Below are 19214 nucleotides of genomic sequence, written 5' to 3' on the forward strand. Positions count from 1 at the left end.
AATACACCCTTAACGACATACCGTTGTGTCTTTTAGAACAGATGATGCGCTCTGCCGGTTATCTGACAGGCTATAAGTAAACTGACATTGCTGGCTGGCTTCTTTACCCCAGCGAATCGTCCAGGTTTGCGGCAACTCGTTAACCCCAGTGAGATAAAGCACGCCGCCCTCGTCCACGATGCTTTGCGTTCCCGCACTCTGGTTATTCGCCATAGCACCGAAAGGTAAAGGGGTATTCTGCGCATCGGTCACGGTGAGTAAAACTCTGCGCCCCGTCTGCGCACTAAAATAGGCACTCACGGCAGCGCCCTGACCTGGCACGACGATTTTTGCTGTTTCCGTTACGTCAACGTCATCCGGCATGGTGGTCGTGTCCAGCGTAATTCGGTTTTCCTGATACGGCGTGAGAAAAGGGATAACGGCATTGCCAAAATAGTCGGTTGCGATTCCCGGGTAGTTCTTAATCCGTATATTGGCGGCGCCATTGGCGTCAATAAGCGCAAAGGCATTACCAAGCGGCTGGGACAGCGTTACGCCATGAGAATGCGCAACGACGCCGCCAGAAAGGCCATAGCTGAGCTGGCGATTATCTGGACTGTAGTCGTAGCTACTGCTGACGGTACCGTATGCGGAGCGGTAATTTGCGGAAAAACTGCTACTGGTGTTGTCGTTATTTTCGCTTTGCCGTTGCTTAAGGCTATAGCTCAGACGATGGTCATCCAACAGCGAACCATTAATTCCTATCTCATGCTGTGTCGCTTTATTTTTATCTTCCGTAATACGCCATGTCGCCTGCGCATGGGGAAGCCATCGATCCAGCGGTACGCTAATACTGAGCGAAACGGAGCGCTCGCTCTCGCGGTCCGTTGAATCGGTGAATTGTCCGTTAAGGTTATAGCTGACGCCGTAGAGGCTGCCATTCAGTCCTGCGGAGAAGTTGTTATCTTTTTGGCTGTCGTTCCAGTAGGTACGTTGAGAACCGGAAACATAAAAATTGATGCTGTTGAGTAGCGTCTGGCTGATGCTGAATTGTGCTTCACTTTTTTGACGGTAACTATTATTTATATTCTTTGCATTGGCATCAGAAAACGTAAAATAGCCATTGCTGGTATAGCGATAATATCCCAGCGATAAATTCGTGCCAGTTTCTGGCAAATCTTTAATATATTGGGTACGCCAGGTATAGCCTTCAAAGGTATTGCCATCGTCAAATTGCGTCTCTGCCCTGCCAATATCCACTGAAACGGCGCCGAATTCTCCCAGAGTGCCGCCAACGCCGACGGTTTGCGACCGATAATTTTCAGCGGTTAGCATTCCGCCATACACCGTCAGGGCGTTGCTCAGACCATAGATGCCCGTACTTTCAATAAATTGGGGTTCTTTACTCTCTGCTGATTGGGCGGCGCGAAAGCGACCCGCAGTAAGGCTGTATTTCAGATGCCCCAGCCTTTGCATAACGGGAAGCGACGAGAAAGGTTGAACGAAATGGCGAACTGTCCCGTCGGCTTCTTCGATACTGACATCCAAATCGCCTCCGAAGGAGGAGGGATAGAGATCGTTAATCTCAAATGCGCCCGCAGGGACGTTGCTTTGGTAAATGGTATAACCGTTCTGGCGAACCGTGACGATAGCGCTGGAATTGGCGATGCCACGAATGGTTGGCGCAAAGCCTTTTTGACTGTTTGGCAGCATGTTGTCGTCGGAGTAAAGGCGAGCGCCGGTAAACTGGTAGCCCGGAAAAATGGCGCCGTCTGTTGAGCTTTCGCCAATCACCAACTGTGACCTGAGGGACTTTATGTCCCGTTGCAGCCAGCTGTTGATGCTGTCCCAACGAGCGTCATCCTCATTGTGCGTCCAGGTGGAGTAGTTACGTAATCGCCACTCGCCGAAGTTCGCGCCACTTTGCAGGTTCATGTACTGGCGTTCACTTTGTTCGTTATTGTCGTAGCGGCTTCTGGAACCGGTGAAACTGTAGTTGGTGAAAACGACCGGAACACCGTTATCCCAGCGCGAAGGATCGACATAGCCTCTGGCATCGCGATAAAGGGCGATTTGCGGAACGCTTAACTTGAGTTTGCTGTGGTTAAAATCAAATATCGCAACGCTACCGGGAACGGCTTTAGCGAGATCGGGAATGCGCGTACCGTCATCAGCATTGGCAAATGCCGGATTCTCATCGACTTTAAAGCCTAATTCGCGTAGTTGCCCTACTGTAAATTGTGGTTGAAGCTGGTGATTATTTGCGATGACAAAAGGCAGCGTTCGTTGCATCATCTTTTTATTATTGATGTAAATATCGACAGAATATTCACCGGGTTGCTGTGCATTCTTATGAGAAAAAAGTGACAGATCGACGGGGCGTTGACCGCTTTTGGCGGTTTCCAGTAGAGCGGGGTCGAAAAAATAGTCATCGGCAAAAACAGTACCTGAAACCAGGTAACCGCTGGTGATGGTAAACGGCAAAAGGTACCTGATGCAGTGGCGCAAATATTTCTTTGCGTACAGTACATCGATTTTCTCCGTTAAATCCTTTTTCCGCTTATAGCTCATATTTCCCTTATCACTGAAGCGTTGCCTGTTTTATGGAATCAGGCGTGTTTCTGGCGCTGTACTGCCACCAAAATCATTTATTGCCGCCCATTTCACCGTTCTTCCAGTCGTGGCATTGATGGCAATTATTTTTCTTTCTTGCGGCGCGATGTATTCAATTTTGTCGGTGAGGTTGACATTGTCTAAACTTAATCCCGCAAAAACGACATGATATGCCGATGGGTTATAAATAGTCAGTTGGTTCGCTGAGATGCCAAACTCGAGCGCTTTGAAAGCATCTCTGGCTTTACCGTTGAGTCCTTTGGGTCGGTAAAAAAGTTTGATCCGGGTTTTAAACACTAACGTTAATGTATTGGTATTGGCGAGATCGGCTTTGTTCTGTGCAGGAATGGCTCGCACATTGATAAAATACATCGACTCTCTGTCATTAGGCACCTGTCCATCAGCCTTAATAATACGTAGCGTAGAGTCTTCTCCGTCATCAAGTCGAAACAGTGGGGGCGTGACAATAAACGGGCCGCGCGAGCTGTTGTTGCTATTTTCTACCCATGATTGCAGCAGATAAGGCATTTTTTCGCTGTGGTTAGCGAGCGGCAGAGCGGCCTCTTTTTTACTGGCGTCATAAATAACGCGCGTCCTTTCCAGTACGATACCCCCTGCGAAAGCTGTGCTTGCCAGAGTGGTAAGCAAGATAAAAAATGCCAGTGTCGCCAGTCTCTTCATTATTTACTCCCTGAAATGTTAATATCTCTTTATCCCTGTAAAAAGGGATAAAGAGATATGATGAAGGGATTAACGGTAATCAAGAGTGACATCAACCGAAGCGTTTGCTTCACCTGGGGTAATGTCTTTAGACTCTACGGTTGAAACGTAATAAGCCAGTAAATTGATATCCATCGTCGCCCCGGTAATAGGGAAAGACACTTTAGGATCGTTGAGTTTGTTAATGGCCATTTGTGTCCCCTGGTCGTTATCGATACGAATACCGACACCCGTCGCAGGTTCGTCCATACCCGTCACCGCAACCAGTTCGTCATTTGTTCCGGTCGTTCCGCCATTTCGTGTTTCTAACCATAGCTGGAAAGACGCATCTTCAACACCATCAACGTGCTCCCACGGGTCAGTTGGACAATTTTTTAATGGGATAGTGACTGGAATACTTGGCGTTTTATCGCTAACGGTTTTGAACTGAGAAGCGGCGTAATGACCAAGTTCAACATCAACCGTGTCGCCATTAGCAAATTCACAGGTGCTGGTTAATATTTGCCCGGTAAATTCAATCGTTCCATCTGTCGCCCACGCGTGGCTTGCGGAAAGCGTGAGTAAACCCGCAATAATGGATTTCGTATAGCGTTTCATTACTAATTCCTTATCCTTGCTTAAAATACAATGAAATATTTCATTAGGCAATATATCTGCATGCTTTAAGGATTATACAGTTCCTGACGGCTTAGAATGGCGTAATGTTATGTTTTCGGAATATATTTATATTAATAAAGTCTATTTGGCTGGTGGTTAATTGATCTGTCAACAGGGGGGGTTAAAAATTCATACTTAATGCTGTTGCTCATAACTGGTTGATTTTAAGTCATAATGAAAGTGTAAGGTTAAATAAAAGTGAGCAGTCTATTTAAGATAAGTCAAATAAAAATATTCATATTATTGATATGAGGGGGCGATTCATCTCAAAAAAGACTTTTTAATATTATTTTTGTGCAATATCTTTATATAAATTTCTTTCGGGATAAGATACCATCAAGCTAAAGATATAATCTTAAACTAAACAGTATTTTTAATTTGTATAACCGGATAAAAAGTAGACTCGCTGCAGGCAGGCGCAGGCCTGCCTTTATTAAGTGAAGCTCTATACAATAATAAGCTCAACGCCGGTTTTGAGCACCGCCGCTTTATCCTGCTTACTGATGCCATCGTCAGTGATCACGCAGTTGATCTTCTCCATGGGGAGAACCTGGTTGAATCCGCGGCGGTTGAACTTGGTGGCGTCCAGAACGGCGACAACTTTGTGTGCCGCAGCGGCCATCACTCCGCTTATCGAATACCCTTCATTAAAGGTGGTGATCCCGTTGGTGGCGTCGATACCGTCCGCACCGACAAACATCAAGTCTGCGCTGATGCCTTGTAACGAACGTTCGGCGATGGTGCCATGCATGGAATGTGTTTTATGCCTTACCGTGCCGCCGCAAACCACCAGCGTCAGGTCTTTGTTGTCGGACAGGGTAAATGCCGCCGGTAAGCTGTTGGTAATCACGGTAATGTTGCTCTTACGGTTCAACGCTTCGGCGATCAATAACGTGGTGCTGCCGCTATCCAGAATGACGGTCATCCCTTCTTCCACCATCGCCGTCGCTGACTGAGCAATGCGCTTTTTCGGATCGCTGGCAAGCTGGTAACGGTCCTCGAGTATAACTTCCTGATTATCGCCTTCCGCCAGATGACTTCCGGGTTTAGCCGCGCCGCCGTGAAACCGCGTAACCAGACCCTTTTCCTCCAGCAAACGCAGATCGGCACGGATAGTGACTTCAGAAATACCAAAGGTATTCGAAAGATCAAGCACCAACACGCTGCCCTGCGAATTAATCAGGTCGACAATTTTGTTCCTTCGCTCAAATGAGTTCATATTGATTTGCCTGATAATTAACTGTGACTAGTTTAATCGAAGGATTGCGAAAGGTGAACGCTAAATTTCGAAAGTAAATGTGAGCCAGCGCAGGTTGCTGGCTCGTACGATCAGGAGAAGTCCAGGAGAATTTTTCCCTGCATAGGTGCGCCGTTTAGCGCTTTCACGGCTTCTGCGAAACGCTCTGGGTTACCCCGATGGGCAACCAGCGGGGTGAGCTGCAGGCGTTTCTCGGTCAACAAGCGTGCGGCCGTTTCCCACTCTTCTCCTGGCCACGGGCTGGAGTAGTTCATCCAACTGCCCAGCACCGTGAGCTCTTTGCGCAGGATCAGCCCGAAAACGTGACTGGTGAGCGTCAGATCATGATGCAGCGTGCCGACCAGCGCTACCTGCGCACGCGGTCCGGCAATTTCAATTGAGAGTGAGACGGTCTGCGGCGTGCCTGCCGTTTCCAGCACCAACTGGTCGAACTGCGCGTCGTTCTGCGCTGCCTGAATCTCTGCTGCGCTCATCTCCCGGCTGTTATACACCCGCGTGGCTCCCAGCGCTGTTGCCAGCGCCAGTTTCTGTGGATTAATGTCGATGGCGGCGACGCTTTTCGCACCGAGCTCTTTTGCGCACTGAAGCGCGAGCAGGCCGATGGTGCCCGCGCCAACGATGATAACGTTTTTCCCTTCACATCCCCGCGCCAGATGAAACGCATGCAGACCAACGGTGATCGGCTCAATGAACGCGCCGTCTTCGACAGGCATATCGGAAGGTAAGCGGAACAGATTGGCGCGCTTTACGACAACGAACTCCGCATTGCCGCCTTCACTGCGCGAACCGACAAACTGGTACTGTTTACACAACGAGTAAAAACCACGCTCGCACTGGGGACAGTGAAAGCAGGGCAGAAGCGGCACGCAGGCAACCGCGTCGCCCGGCTGCATGTCCTTCACGCCCTTGCCATACGATTCAACGTAGCCGCTAAATTCATGGCCGAGGGTGATAGGGTAATAATGCGCGCCTTTAGCAAAAATACGCGGAATATCAGAACCACACAGACCAGAACTGATGACTTTCACCAGCACGTCGTCGTCGTTTTGCAACTGGGGCATGGGGCGTTCTTCAACGCGCACGTCTCCCTCAGCGTGAATCACCACTGATTTCATAATATTCTCCAGAAAGATAACGGGGAGCGAACGCTCCCCTGAAATTACACGGTGGGCTGACTTTCCGTCAGCGTTGCGTTTTGCTCCGCGGCTGCAAAATGACGCGCCCGACGCCAGGTCAGCAGTACGCCGGTGAAATAGAGGACGGCAATCACCACGAACCCTATAACGTTCTGCCAGGTAAAGAGCTGGATCAGAAGCCAGGTTACCGGCGATCCCCCCTGGTCCATGGAGGCCACCATGCCACCGGCTTTCAGCGCCCCGGCATTGGCGGCAAGCTGGGTATGCAGACCGATGGTTTGCGTGGCGATCCACAGCGTGATGCCCATAATGATGACGCCGGATATCAGCGTGCGGAACAGGTTGCCCTGATGCACCGCCACCGCCATCGCGACAAAGAAACCGATAGTCGCAAGGTCGCCGAACGGCAGCACCTGGTTACCCGGGACCAGCACCGCAATCAGGATCGTCAGCGGGATAAAAATCAGGCTGGCGGAAACCACAGAGGTATGGCCGAGGAGCAGCGCCGGATCCAGTCCAATCAGAAACGCCTGGCCGCCAAATCGGGCTTGCAGACGTTTACGCGCCTGTTTGGCTATCGGCGTTAAGCCATCCATGATCGGTTTGATCACGCGCGGCATTAGTAGCATCACTGCCGCTGTTTTGACTGCCAGTTGCAGGACGGCTTTCACGTCGTAGCCTGCCAACATGCCAATCACCAACCCCATCACAAAACCGACGGTCACCGGCTCGCCAAACGGACCGAAGCGTTTTTGCACATCGTCCGCGCTGAAATGAATGCGGTTAAGGCCCGGTATTTTGTCGATAACCGTATCGACCAGTACCGCGACAGGACCGAGGTAGGCTGAGGTGCCATGCGGGATAGCTATTCCTTCCAGACCGAAGAAGTCGCGGGTATCTTTTGCGAACCAGTCGCCAAGTTTGTAAACAAAGGCAGCATGGACAATCACGCCGAGGATCCCCAGCCAGTACGATCCGGTCGCCAGATGCAGCATCGCACCGGTAAAGGTCATGTGCCAGATATTCCAGATGTCGACGTTCACAACGCGGGTCATACGCGTCACCAGCATCAGAATATTGACGCCAATGGCGACCGGGATGGCGATCAGCGCAATTTGCGAGGCCCAGGTCATGGGTGACGATCCGGGCCAACCAACATCAATGACGTGAAGATTGATTTGAAATTGTTCGGCCATCGCTTTCGCCGCAGGGCCAATAGAGTCAAGCATCAGACCGATCACCAGGCCGATTCCGACAAAGCCAATGCCAATATGCAGACCCGATTTAAAACAGTCCCCGAGCTTCATCCCCAGCAGTTTTGAGAAGATGATGATCACCAGCGGCAGCATTACCGTTGGGCCTAAGTCGAGGATATAACGCATAATTTCGCTAAACATGGCGTCACCCCACGAGGATCGTCAGTATTTTTTGCTGCAACGCTTCGATACCCACCCCGGAAACAAAAGGCATACCGTGAACGACAGGAATATCGCCAAAGGTGCGGTCGACGCGGGCGGTGGTGCAAATGAGATCGGCGCCGTCCATATAGGTTTCGATTTCCGTGACCCGACATTGCACCAGGTCGAGTGTGATATCGTTGGCTTCACATAGCTCTTTAATTTCTTCCGCGGCCAGCGTAGAGGTCGCGACAGCACCGCCACAGGCCACAATCACTTTACGTTTCATAGGGTATTCCTTTTATTATCAGTATATTATCAGGCCTGTTCGCAAGGCTCAGGCATCAGGATAGTTTCCTGAAAACGGGCTGCCAGCGCTGTTTCAGGGGCACTCAGTAACGCTTCAAGGGTGTCCGGGTTTTGCAGTTCGCTAAACAGACGACGCAGGAGTTTCAGCTGCGCCGTCGGGTTTTCAACGATCAGCGCGATGATCAGCGAAACGGCAATTTCGCCGTCGTCATCGGCCTGCTGAAACGCCACCGGAGTATCGGGACGGATGAGGTAGATCGCCGGCGATTTGGCGTGAACCGCTTCGCAGTGTGGAATCGCAATGGCATGGCGTTCCAGCGCGATGCCGGTTGGAAAGTTTGCTTCACGTTCGAGAAGCGCCTGCGGATACGTGTCATGCACCACGCCTTTGGCCAGCATCTCCTCGGCAATGTGCGCGAGCGCCTGCTGGCGCGAGGTAAAATGAATTCCAGTACGGACAAAAAGTTGGCTCATAGCGTCTCCGGTTTTCAGGCTGTTTCTGACGCGCAACCGAACCGGTATGCACGTAAAACATCCTGAATTTTGTCAATAATCAGGCTGTGCGGCGTGGCGGTTAGCGCGCCTTCCGACAGCCGTTCAAACTGTACAGGCATAAACTGGCTGATTAATCCCAGCGGTAATGAGACGCCACTCAGATTGGCGATCAGTTTTTCCACACTTTGCCGAATACGCGGGTGCGGCCAGTAGTAACGGATACGGTCTGACAGGCTGAAATGGATATCGACCATCGCCTGGCTCCAGGTCGGCCGGTAATACTTCTTCCAGTATCCAGGCTCGTTAAGCATCACTTCATCGATCACCTCCAGCACCCGGCTGCGTTGTTCCGGCGAAATCAGGGCGTCTTCCATCTGCGCCAGCGCAAAAACGGCTTCACGCAGAGCGAAAGTCAGGGCCGGGCCGACCTTGAGAATGGCGTAGTGATCACGAACCAGCGCACGGTAGGCTTGTCGGGTCTGGTAGTCTGTGGAGTGCGCTTCGTAAACCATTGGCGTGGCCTTGATCCAGGTAGTGAGCGCTTCGGCAGCCTGAGGCTGGTAGTGGATAATTTGGGTGTGATCGAATTCCACGCCGGGCTGCACGACGATGGCGATAACGCGGGTTAAGGCCTCATCAAGCCCCCGAGCGCGAAAGGCAACCTGATGCGTTTCCAGCGTGCGGGCGGCATCGTCGGCGCGGGTGACGTGAACCGTCCCAATGCTGCTGGCTTCCCCGCCCGGTACCGGAACTTCAGTGCCGATTACATAGGTCAGTCGGCGTTTTTGTTCTTCCGTTGCCGTCGCTTCAGCCGCCTGGCAAAGTACCGCTGCGCGTTCGGCGACCACCATCGGGTCGAGCGGCGTGGGGTCATCGGCGCAGGACATAGAGGCGTCCAGGTGGATTTTACTGAATCCTGCGGCGACGTAGGCCTGAATCAACACCACCGATTTTTCCATCGCATCCGCTGCGGGTTCATCCTGCCAACAGTTCGGGCCCAAATGATCCCCGCCAAGGATTAAACGCTCACGCGGGAAGCCAACCTCCTGGGCAATGCCATAGACAAAATCGCGGAAATCAGCGGGTTTCATGCCGGTATACCCGCCGAACTGATTAACCTGGTTAGAGGTCGCTTCAATCAGCACTTTGTTGTCGCTGTGCAGATCAAAGCGCAGGGCCGCTTCAATGACCAGCGGATGGGCTGAACAGACAGAACAGATCCCGACATGTTCACCGGCTTTATGACGCGAGATAATTTCTTTCACTTCTGACTCCGATATCTTTCGTTTGTATTGAATGCGATTGCGCTATCTGTCAAAGCTTGCCTTCGCAGCCGCAGTCGGCGATGACTTTGCGCACGACGGCTTTCATGGCGGCTTTGGCTGGCACCATGTAATGTCGGGGATCATTGGCCTTGGGGTGCTCACTAAGATAGGTTTTCAGGGCATCGGAAAAGGCAATTTTAAGTTCGGTGGCAACGTTAACCTTGCAGATGCCGAGTGAGATTGCGCGTTGGATATCCCCGGTGGGCAGGCCCGAGGCGCCGTGCAGCACCAGTGGAATATCCACGTGTTGCCGAATCTCCGCCAGGCGCTCAAAATCCAGTCGCGGTTCGGCGGTGTAGAGGCCGTGAGCCGTTCCAATTGCTACGGCCAGAGAATCAATGCCGGTTCCGGCGACAAACTCCCGGGCCTGCTGCGGATGGGTATAAAGCGCGTCTTTTTCGTCAACGCTCAAATCGTCTTCCTGCCCACCCAAACGGCCCAGCTCGGCTTCGACGCTAACGTCGTAACGATGGCAGTAATCGACAACATTTTTCACCAGGGCAATATTGTCGGCAAACGGAAGGTGCGAGCCGTCGATCATGACGGAACGCACGCCAGCAGCGACTTTCTGTTCTATATCTTCACGTTTTTCATGATGATCAAGATGGATCGCGAGAGGGTGGTTCCATGACTTCGCCAGTTGCCCGGCTATGGCGACGATATTGCTCACGCCTGCATAGCGAAACGTGCCTGGCGTCCCCGCAACGATCAACGGTGAACGTAATTCTGCTGCGGTTTCCACGACCACCTGCAGGGTTTCAAGATTGTGGATGTTGAAAGCCGGTACGGCGTAACCCTCGCGCTGGGCCTTCCTGAGCATGGTCTTGCTGGAAATAATAAACATCCTTCCTCCGAAATCTTTCGTTTGTCTTCTTCGAAAGAATGTATAGGCTTTCGTAATGTTTTTATGTGATTTCGATCGGATAAATGAAAGCTACGAAAGTAAAAGAAGGTTTGCGAAAGATTACGGCCGAAAAAAAAGCACGCCCGCCGGGCATGCTTTATGAGAAGAGAAGGGGGGGCGTCACGTCACCGGCGCCGGGTTAAACACTGCCAGTTGGTTATGAAGGCCCCATTGATCCGAGAAGGTTTTCTTCCGTCCGCTGGCTACCTCCAGGATAAACGCAAACAGCTTCTGACCGACCTCTTCAATGGTTTCTTCCCCGGTGGCGATGGTCCCGGCGTTAATATCCATTAAGTCATACCAGCGGTTTGCCAGCTCGGTGCGGGTAGCCATTTTGATCACCGGTACCGCCATCAGCCCATACGGGGTACCGCGCCCGGTAGTAAAGACCTGGACGGTGATCCCTGACGCCACCTGCTGGGTGCCGCAGACAAAGTCGCTGGCGGGGGTTGCCGCGTATATCAGGCCGCGCTTCGTTGGCCGCTGGCCCGGCGACAGCACTTCAACAATCGCGCTCTTACCTGACTTGGCAATGGAGCCGAGCGCTTTTTCGACCACGTTCGCCAGCCCGCCTTTTTTGTTCCCCGGTGACGGGTTGGCGCTGCGGTCGGTTTTCCCCATGTCGAGGTAGTTATCGTACCAGGCCATCTCTTCGAGCAGGCGCTTGCCCACCTCTTCGTTGACCGTGCGCGGGGTCAGCAGATGGATGGCGTCACGCACTTCGGTCACTTCGGAGAACATCACCGTGGCGCCGCAGCGAACCAGCAGGTCCGAGGCATACCCTACCGCCGGGTTCGCCGTGACGCCGGAAAACGCATCGCTGCCGCCGCACTGCATCCCGACGACCAGTTCAGAGGCCGGGCAGGTTTCGCGCTGGCGCTGATTGAGTTTCGCGAGATGACGCTCTGCCACCTGCAAAATCTCATCCACCATCGAGCGGAAACCGACGTGTTTTTCATCCTGCAAGCTCACGATGCTGGCGCTGTCCACCGGGATACTCTGCACATCGTCGGTACCTTCCAGCAGGCGCTCAGGTTGCAGTTTTTCACAGCCGAGGCCGATGACCATCACTTCGCCGCCAAAGTTCGGGTTCAGCGAAATGTTGTGAATCGTGCGAATGGGCACTACCGCTGCCGGGGCGTTGATCGCCACACCGCAGCCGTACAGATGGTTCAGGCCGACGACGCCGTCGACGTTCGGGTAGTCAGGCAGCAGATCGCGCTCAATGATCTTCACCACATAATCGACCACACCCGCCACGCAGTGGACGCTGGTGGTAATGCCGAGCAGATTTTTGGTGCCCACGCTGCCATCGGCATTGCGATAGCCCTCAAAGGTATAACCTTCCAGCGGCGGCAGCGGCTCCGGCACTTTGGTCGCCAGCGGCAACGTGTGCAGTGGCGGCGCCTTCGGCAGTTCCACCATGGACTCATCGATCCAGCTTCCGCGCGCGATATTGCGAACGGCATAACCAATCACCTCGCCATAGCGAACGATTTCACCATGCGCGGGAATATCCACTAGCGCCACTTTGTGCCCCTGTGGAATATGTTCGATCAGTTCAAGCCCGTCCGGGAAACGCGTTCCGGCTTTTAAACCATTGTCGTTAACAATGATTGCCACATTATCGATGTCGTGAACTTTAATATAAAACGCCGTCGGCGATTGCTGTCGGATGTCGATGTTAGCCATTGCTCAGTATTCTCCAGCTAAAAATAATTCGTTCAGTGAACCTGAAAAAAGAGAATGTCATTTTGATAAAATAAGCATGTCAGGCGCGCTGGAATAAGAATGTGATCGCGATCACCCGTTGTGGCGAACGCCACGCCCGCAGGGTGAGCAAAGCGTAAATCTGTGCATCAGCGCCCAGGCTTATGTGCATATGCTCAAAATAATATTTAATGCTCGTTTCTTTAATGAGCGTTTGCACAATGCCTAATACACCGCGGCTGATTATACTGAACCACGAACTTATTACACCCGTCGGTTATTTTAATTAGCATCGGTAAATGTCAAACAATAATAAAATACCGGCTTAAATGTCTGGGTAAATAAATAGTGACCCGTCCGTCGGTTTATAAAACTCTCTATATAACGGTTAAGTGACAAGGTAAACGTGATGAATAACGACATCTTCCCCAACAAATTCAAGGCAGCGCTGGCTGCGCATCAGGTGCAGATCGGCTGCTGGTCGGCGCTGGCAAGCCCCATCAGCACCGAAGTGCTCGGTCTGGCGGGCTTTGACTGGCTGGTGCTGGACGGCGAACATGCGCCGAACGATGTCTCAACCTTTATCCCGCAACTGATGGCATTAAAAGGTAGCGCCAGCGCGCCGGTTGTGCGCGTGCCGACCAACGAGCCGGTGATTATCAAGCGTCTGCTGGATATCGGCTTTTACAATTTCCTCATCCCGTTTGTGGAAACAGAACAAGAAGCCGTAAAGGCCGTGGCGGCGACCCGCTATCCGCCAGAGGGGATTCGCGGCGTATCCGTATCACACCGCGCCAATATGTTTGGCACCGTAGCGGATTACTTTGCGCAGTCGAATAAGAACATCACCATCATTGTGCAGATCGAAAGCCAGCAGGGCGTCGATAACGTGGACGCGATTGCGGCAACCGCAGGCGTTGACGGTATTTTTGTCGGGCCAAGCGATCTGGCTGCCGCGTTAGGCCACCTTGGCAACGCGTCGCATCCTGACGTTCAGAAAGCCATTCAGCACATTTTTGCCCGTGCGAAAGCGAACGGTAAACCCTGCGGCATTCTGGCGCCGGTTGAAGCCGATGCGCGCCGTTATCTGGAGTGGGGAGCGACGTTTGTGGCCGTGGGCAGCGATCTGGGCGTATTCCGTTCCGCCACGCAGAAGCTGGCAGATTCCTTTAAGAAATAACCACCACCGCAACAAGAGAGAATAGTGATATGACGATGAAAGTTGGTTTTATTGGCCTGGGTATCATGGGTAAACCAATGAGTAAAAACCTCCTGAAAGCAGGTTACTCGCTGGTGGTTTCTGACCGTAACCCTGAAGCGATTGCTGAAGTTATTGCTGCCGGGGCAGAAACCGCCTCTACCGCAAAAGCGATCGCTGAGCAGTGTGATGTGATCATCACCATGCTGCCGAACTCCCCGCACGTGAAAGACGTTGCGCTGGGTGAAGGCGGCATTATTGAAGGCGCGAAGCCGGGCACCGTTTTGATCGACATGAGTTCGATCGCGCCGCTGGCAAGCCGTGAAATCAGCGACGCGCTGAAGGCCAAAGGGATTGATATGCTCGACGCGCCGGTCAGCGGCGGCGAACCGAAAGCCATCGACGGCACGTTGTCCGTCATGGTGGGCGGCGACAAAGCGATCTTCGACAAATATTACGATCTGCTGAAGGCGATGGCGGGATCCGTGGTGCATACCGGTGAAATCGGCGCGGGTAACGTCACCAAGCTGGCAAACCAGGTGATTGTGGCGCTGAATATTGCCGCGATGTCAGAAGCGCTGACGCTGGCGACCAAAGCGGGGGTAAACCCGGACCTGGTATATCAGGCGATTCGCGGCGGTCTGGCGGGCAGTACCGTGCTGGATGCGAAAACGCCGATGGTCATGGATCGCAACTTCAAACCGGGCTTCCGTATCGATCTGCATATTAAAGATCTGGCGAACGCGCTGGATACGTCGCACGGTGTCGGCGCGCAGCTGCCGCTGACCGCTGCGGTGATGGAGATGATGCAGGCGCTACGCGCGGACGGGCTGGGGACGGCCGATCACAGCGCGCTGGCATGCTATTACGAAAAACTGGCGAAAGTGGAAGTCACTCGCTAATCACGTCGTGCCTCGTGGCACGCAGCAATCTGGCCTGCCTGTCGCAGGCCGGAACAGTGAAACGCCAATTGGCGTTATGCAGTAACAGGCTACCCCTATGAAAATCGTCATTGCCCCAGACTCTTATAAAGAAAGCCTTTCTGCCAGTGAGGTAGCTCAGGCAATAGAAAAAGGATTCCGGGAAATTTTTCCGGATGCGCAATATGTTTCTGTTCCCGTCGCCGACGGTGGTGAAGGAACAGTTGAAGCCATGATTGCCGCCACGCAGGGAACTGAACATTCCGCTTGGGTTACCGGCCCGTTGGGGGAAAAGGTCAATGCCAACTGGGGCATGTCAGGAGACGGAAAAACCGCGTTTATCGAAATGGCGGCAGCCAGCGGACTGGCGTTGGTTCCCCCGGAAAAACGCAATCCGCTGATCACCACCTCTCGCGGCACGGGCGAGCTGATTTTGCAGGCGCTGGAAAGCGGGGCGCGAAACATCATCATCGGTATTGGCGGCAGCGCCACCAATGACGGCGGCGCGGGTATGATACAGGCGCTGGGCGCGAAACTGTGCGACGCCAATGGCACCGAGATCGGTTATGGCGGAGGCAGCCTGAACAGCCTCAACGCAATTGATATTTCGGGTCTTGATCCGCGATTACGCGCCTGCACAATTCGCGTTGCCTGCGACGTCACCAATCCGCTGGTGGGGGAGAAGGGCGCATCGCGAATTTTTGGACCGCAGAAAGGCGCGACCGAGGCGTTAATTGTCGAACTTGACGCCAATCTTGCCCATTACGCCGATATCATCAAAAAATCGCTACGGGTGGATGTCAGAGAGGTTCCTGGCGCAGGCGCGGCGGGTGGTATGGGCGCGGCGCTGCTGGCCTTTCTCGGCGCGGAGCTGAAAAGCGGTATCGAGATTGTGACCCAGGCGCTGAATCTGGAAGAGCATATCCACGACTGTACGCTGGTGGTGACTGGTGAAGGACGAATTGACAGTCAGAGCATTCACGGAAAAGTACCGGTCGGTGTGGCGAGCGTGGCGAAGAAATACCACAAGCCGGTGATAGGTATTGCCGGCAGCCTGACGCGTGACGTCGCGGTGGTGCACCAGCACGGTATTGATGCCGTGTTTAGCGTATTAAGCAGCATTGGCACGCTGGAAGAAGCCTTCCGGGGCGCATTTGACAATATTTACCGCGCTTCGCGAAATATTGCGGCCACGCTGGCGATGGGAATGCGCAGCGCGGGGTGACAAGGGCGCGTAAACCCTCTATACTTCGCGCCGAAGCTGACCAGACAGTCGCCGCTTCGTCGTCGTCCCTTTCGGGGGAGACAGGCGGAGGGGAGGAAAGTCCGGGCTCCATAGGGCAGGGTGCCAGGTAACGCCTGGGGGGGAAACCCACGACCAGTGCAACAGAGAGCAAACCGCCGATGGCCCACGCACGTGGGATCAGGTAAGGGTGAAAGGGTGCGGTAAGAGCGCACCGCGCGGCTGGTAACAGTCCGTGGCACGGTAAACTCCACCCGGAGCAAGGCCAAATAGGGGTTCATAAGGTACGGCCCGTACTGAACCCGGGTAGGCTGCTTGAGCCAGTGAGCGATTGCTGGCCTAGATGAATGACTGTCCACGACAGAACCCGGCTTATCGGTCAGCTTCAACTCATTACTGAAACCCCGCCTTCAGGCGGGGTTTTTGCTTTTGTGAGGCAGATGAATGCCTGCCCACGACGCTATACCCAAAAGAAAGCGGCTTACCGGTCAGCTTCAACTCATTACTGAAACCCCGCCATCAGGCGGGGTTTTTGCTTTTGTGAGGCAGATGAATGCCTGGCCACGACGCTATACCCAAAAGAAAGCGGCTTACCGGTCAGCTTCAGCTCATTACTGAAACCCCGCCATCAGGCGGGGTTTTTGTTTTTGTGAAGCCGATGAATGCCTGTCCACGAGGATAACCATTCGGCAGGGGAGCGTATCGGACGCAAGAGATTTCCCGTTATGTGACAGTAAACACAAAACGCTGGCTTTGATTGTTTTGGCGACAGAAACAAAAAGCAAACGATCGCCTTCACAAAATTACTTGCTATAAAATCTATAAAAACTAGTGTTAATGGTTTGTTGGTAATGATAATGAATTGTATGCTTATATTTAATTATTGATAAAAGTAATGTTTATTTACAAACAAATACGGCAAAAAAATGTGATATGCCACAATATTTAACGTCATTTATGTTTTATATATAATTATATTTGATAAATTGCACATTAAATTTAATGACATATTTGAACGTTAATTGCACGATAATTGCTTGAAATATCATCATTCGCCGATTGTGAAAATAACCACAAGTTTATCGATGTTATCGCCATAAAATATTGTTATCCCCCCCTATTTTTTTGATTAAAATCAGACTAAAGCGACATTGTAATTATATAACTGCTTGAAAAATATAAATTTAATAATTTATTTGCCAGCTTCATAAAATAATGGCAAGGCAATTTGTGAGTGGTCGCACATATCCCCCTTTACGTAATTTGTTACACTCCACGCCGTCAACAAAGTTATTTTCGCAGGTCGATATGAATACGTTTGCTCTCCCAAAAACTCAGCAGTTGGTGGTCTTTCAGGAAGTAATCAGAAGTGGTTCGATCGGATCTGCGGCGAAAGAATTAGGGTTAACTCAACCGGCGGTCAGTAAAATCATTAACGATATTGAAGCGTATTTCGGCGTTGAGTTGGTGGTACGGAAAAACACCGGCGTCACCTTAACTCACGCAGGGCAGGTTTTACTCTCGTGGTCAGAGTCCATCACTCGCGAGATGAAAAACATGGTGAATGAGATGAACAGCATGACCGACAGCGCGGTGGTGGACGTCTCCTTCGGATTCCCGTCGCTGATTGGATTTACCTTTATGTCCGATATGATCCAGAAGTTCAAAGAGGTCTACCCGAAATCGCAGGTCTCTATGTATGAGGCGCAGCTCTCCTCGTTTCTGCCAGCGATTCGCGACGGACGACTGGACTTTGCTATTGGCACGCTCAGCGATGAAATGAAGTTACAGGATCTCCATGTCGAGCCGTTGTTCGAGTCAGAGTTCGTGCTGGTGGCGAATAAGTCCCGAACATGCACCGGCACCACCACGCTGGAATCGTTGCAAAACGAACAGTGGGTGCTGCCACAAACGAATATGGGCTACTACAGCGAACTCCTCACCACCCTGCAAAGAAATGGCATCAGTATTGAAAACATCGTTAAAACCGACTCCGTCGTCACCATTTATAATCTTGTTCTCAATGCCGATTTTTTAACTGTTATTCCATGTGACATGACCGCGCCTTTTGGTTCAAACCAGTTTATTACGCTCCCTGTAGAAGAATCATTACCCATTGCGCGATATGCTGCAATATGGTCTAAAAATTATCGTATTAAAAAAGCCGCCTCGGTGTTGGTGGAATTAGCGAAAGAGTATTCATCTTATAAAGGTCGCAGACGAAAGCAATTAATTGAAATCGATTAACCCAATTAAATTTAGTTAATCCAATATTAACGCCATCGCGCTGTATTTCAGCCGTTGGTCACGGTCATTTATTACTTTACAATAAGTAAGAGGTTACAATGCACATTACTTACGATCTACCGGTTGCCATTGACGATATCCTCGAAGCCAAAAAACGCCTGGCAGGAAAAATATATAAAACAGGCATGCCGCGTTCGAACTATTTTAGTGAGCGCTGTAAAGGTGAAATATTTCTCAAGTTCGAAAATATGCAGCGTACCGGTTCTTTTAAAATCCGCGGCGCGTTTAACAAGTTAAGTTCGCTGACGGATGCGGAAAAACGCAAGGGCGTGGTGGCCTGTTCCGCGGGCAACCACGCGCAGGGCGTATCGCTCTCCTGCGCGATGCTCGGTATTGACGGCAAAGTGGTGATGCCAAAAGGCGCGCCGAAATCAAAAGTTGCCGCGACCTGCGACTACTCCGCAGAGGTGGTGCTGCACGGGGATAACTTTAACGACACCATCGCCAAGGTCAGCGAAATTGTAGAAACCGAAGGCCGTATTTTTATTCCACCGTATGACGATCCGAAAGTCATCGCCGGGCAAGGCACAATTGGTCTGGAAATCATGGAGGATCTTTATGACGTCGATAACGTCATTGTGCCTATTGGCGGCGGCGGTTTAATTGCCGGGATTGCCATCGCGATTAAATCCATTAACCCGACAATTAAAGTCATCGGCGTTCAGGCTGAAAACGTACACGGTATGGCGGCATCTTATCAGGCCGGAGAAATAACTACGCACCGAACGACCGGCACCCTGGCGGATGGTTGTGACGTTTCCCGCCCGGGTAATTTAACTTACGAAATTGTGCGTGAATTAGTGGATGACATAGTCCTCGTGAGCGAAGACGAAATACGCAACAGCATGATTGCCTTAATTCAGCGCAATAAAGTGGTGACAGAAGGCGCTGGCGCACTGGCTTGTGCCGCTTTATTAAGCGGGAAATTAGATAGCTATATCCAGAACAGAAAAACGGTCAGCATTATTTCTGGCGGCAATATCGATCTTTCTCGTGTATCGCAAATAACGGGTTTAGCAGACGCTTAACACCGGCTATTCATC

16 protein-coding genes and 1 other RNA gene are annotated in these 19214 nt (G+C 51.9%); 6 read left to right on the forward strand and 11 right to left on the reverse strand.

What is annotated here, in order from left to right:
- Nucleotides 1-9: 9 nt before the first annotated feature.
- From HVX72_RS02845 to garD, 11 genes are all read right to left on the reverse strand, one after another.
- On the reverse strand, nt 10-2550 hold the full coding sequence (locus HVX72_RS02845) for a fimbria/pilus outer membrane usher protein (RefSeq protein WP_181822492.1): 2541 nt from the start codon (nt 2548-2550) through the stop codon (nt 10-12).
- Between the two features lie 30 nt (nt 2551-2580).
- On the reverse strand, nt 2581-3273 hold the full coding sequence (locus HVX72_RS02850; RefSeq protein ID WP_181822493.1) for a molecular chaperone: 693 nt from the start codon (nt 3271-3273) through the stop codon (nt 2581-2583).
- Between the two features lie 69 nt (nt 3274-3342).
- Entirely contained in the window at nt 3343-3909 is a 567-nt protein-coding gene (locus HVX72_RS02855; protein ID WP_181822494.1) for a fimbrial protein, read from the reverse strand.
- 505 nt (nt 3910-4414) lie between these two features.
- Nucleotides 4415-5188, reverse strand: a complete 774-nt coding sequence (locus HVX72_RS02860; protein WP_181822495.1) for a DeoR/GlpR family DNA-binding transcription regulator — start codon at nt 5186-5188, stop codon at nt 4415-4417.
- A 110-nt stretch (nt 5189-5298) separates the two neighbouring features.
- Nucleotides 5299-6342, reverse strand: a complete 1044-nt coding sequence (gatD, locus tag HVX72_RS02865; protein ID WP_181822496.1) for a galactitol-1-phosphate 5-dehydrogenase — start codon at nt 6340-6342, stop codon at nt 5299-5301.
- Between the two features lie 44 nt (nt 6343-6386).
- On the reverse strand, nt 6387-7760 hold the full coding sequence (locus HVX72_RS02870) for a PTS galactitol transporter subunit IIC (RefSeq protein WP_181822497.1): 1374 nt from the start codon (nt 7758-7760) through the stop codon (nt 6387-6389).
- Nucleotides 7761-7764: 4 nt separating this feature from the next.
- Entirely contained in the window at nt 7765-8049 is a 285-nt protein-coding gene (gatB, locus tag HVX72_RS02875) for a PTS galactitol transporter subunit IIB (protein WP_042291785.1), read from the reverse strand.
- Nucleotides 8050-8078: 29 nt separating this feature from the next.
- A complete protein-coding gene (gene gatA, locus HVX72_RS02880; protein WP_181822498.1) occupies nt 8079-8543 on the reverse strand; it encodes a PTS galactitol transporter subunit IIA in 465 nt (154 codons plus the stop codon).
- Nucleotides 8544-8557: 14 nt separating this feature from the next.
- Nucleotides 8558-9829, reverse strand: coding sequence for a tagatose-bisphosphate aldolase subunit GatZ (gene gatZ / locus HVX72_RS02885; protein WP_181822499.1), 1272 nt, complete (start codon nt 9827-9829; stop codon nt 8558-8560).
- Nucleotides 9830-9878: 49 nt separating this feature from the next.
- Nucleotides 9879-10733 (reverse strand): tagatose bisphosphate family class II aldolase, encoded by an 855-nt coding sequence (locus tag HVX72_RS02890; protein WP_181822500.1) that lies wholly within the window; start codon nt 10731-10733, stop codon nt 9879-9881.
- Between the two features lie 180 nt (nt 10734-10913).
- Nucleotides 10914-12485: a galactarate dehydratase gene (gene garD / locus HVX72_RS02895; RefSeq protein WP_181822501.1), complete on the reverse strand. Its 1572-nt coding sequence runs from the start codon at nt 12483-12485 to the stop codon at nt 10914-10916.
- 427 nt (nt 12486-12912) lie between these two features.
- On the opposite strand from garD, the gene garL reads away from it, so the two are divergent.
- The 6 genes from garL to tdcB all read left to right on the forward strand — a co-directional run bounded on the left by garL (nt 12913) and on the right by tdcB (nt 19199).
- Nucleotides 12913-13683, forward strand: a complete 771-nt coding sequence (garL, locus tag HVX72_RS02900) for a 2-dehydro-3-deoxyglucarate aldolase (RefSeq protein ID WP_181822502.1) — start codon at nt 12913-12915, stop codon at nt 13681-13683.
- A 29-nt stretch (nt 13684-13712) separates the two neighbouring features.
- Nucleotides 13713-14603, forward strand: a complete 891-nt coding sequence (gene garR, locus HVX72_RS02905; protein WP_181822503.1) for a 2-hydroxy-3-oxopropionate reductase — start codon at nt 13713-13715, stop codon at nt 14601-14603.
- A gap of 97 nt (nt 14604-14700) precedes the next feature.
- Complete coding sequence (gene garK, locus HVX72_RS02910; protein WP_181822504.1) at nt 14701-15846, forward strand: glycerate 2-kinase; 1146 nt, start codon at nt 14701-14703, stop codon at nt 15844-15846.
- 32 nt (nt 15847-15878) lie between these two features.
- Nucleotides 15879-16255: RNase P RNA component class A (gene rnpB / locus HVX72_RS02915), an RNA gene on the forward strand.
- A gap of 917 nt (nt 16256-17172) precedes the next feature.
- Complete coding sequence (gene tdcA / locus HVX72_RS02920) at nt 17173-18111, forward strand: transcriptional regulator TdcA (protein WP_042292871.1); 939 nt, start codon at nt 17173-17175, stop codon at nt 18109-18111.
- Nucleotides 18112-18209: 98 nt separating this feature from the next.
- A complete protein-coding gene (gene tdcB / locus HVX72_RS02925) occupies nt 18210-19199 on the forward strand; it encodes a bifunctional threonine ammonia-lyase/L-serine ammonia-lyase TdcB (protein WP_042292873.1) in 990 nt (329 codons plus the stop codon).
- Nucleotides 19200-19214 lie beyond the last annotated feature (15 nt).

The sequence above is a fragment of the Citrobacter sp. RHB21-C05 genome, assembly GCF_013889015.1.
In the GTDB taxonomy this organism is placed as follows: Bacteria; Pseudomonadota; Gammaproteobacteria; order Enterobacterales; family Enterobacteriaceae; genus Citrobacter_A; species Citrobacter_A sedlakii.

Bases quoted from the DNA above. Each gene is read 5' to 3' on its own strand.
- HVX72_RS02860 (WP_181822495.1), bottom strand. From the start codon at position 5,188: ATGAACTCATTTGAGCGAAGGAACAAAATTGTCGACCTGATTAATTCG.
- HVX72_RS02850 (WP_181822493.1), bottom strand. From the start codon at position 3,273: ATGAAGAGACTGGCGACACTGGCATTTTTTATCTTGCTTACCACTCTG.
- HVX72_RS02855 (WP_181822494.1), bottom strand. From the start codon at position 3,909: ATGAAACGCTATACGAAATCCATTATTGCGGGTTTACTCACGCTTTCC.
- gatD (WP_181822496.1), bottom strand. From the start codon at position 6,342: ATGAAATCAGTGGTGATTCACGCTGAGGGAGACGTGCGCGTTGAAGAA.
- tdcB (WP_042292873.1), top strand. From the start codon at position 18,210: ATGCACATTACTTACGATCTACCGGTTGCCATTGACGATATCCTCGAA.
- garK (WP_181822504.1), top strand. From the start codon at position 14,701: ATGAAAATCGTCATTGCCCCAGACTCTTATAAAGAAAGCCTTTCTGCC.
- HVX72_RS02870 (WP_181822497.1), bottom strand. From the start codon at position 7,760: ATGTTTAGCGAAATTATGCGTTATATCCTCGACTTAGGCCCAACGGTA.
- gatB (WP_042291785.1), bottom strand. From the start codon at position 8,049: ATGAAACGTAAAGTGATTGTGGCCTGTGGCGGTGCTGTCGCGACCTCT.
- gatA (WP_181822498.1), bottom strand. From the start codon at position 8,543: ATGAGCCAACTTTTTGTCCGTACTGGAATTCATTTTACCTCGCGCCAG.
- garR (WP_181822503.1), top strand. From the start codon at position 13,713: ATGACGATGAAAGTTGGTTTTATTGGCCTGGGTATCATGGGTAAACCA.
- HVX72_RS02845 (WP_181822492.1), bottom strand. From the start codon at position 2,550: ATGAGCTATAAGCGGAAAAAGGATTTAACGGAGAAAATCGATGTACTG.
- HVX72_RS02890 (WP_181822500.1), bottom strand. From the start codon at position 10,733: ATGTTTATTATTTCCAGCAAGACCATGCTCAGGAAGGCCCAGCGCGAG.
- tdcA (WP_042292871.1), top strand. From the start codon at position 17,173: ATGAATACGTTTGCTCTCCCAAAAACTCAGCAGTTGGTGGTCTTTCAG.
- garD (WP_181822501.1), bottom strand. From the start codon at position 12,485: ATGGCTAACATCGACATCCGACAGCAATCGCCGACGGCGTTTTATATT.
- garL (WP_181822502.1), top strand. From the start codon at position 12,913: ATGAATAACGACATCTTCCCCAACAAATTCAAGGCAGCGCTGGCTGCG.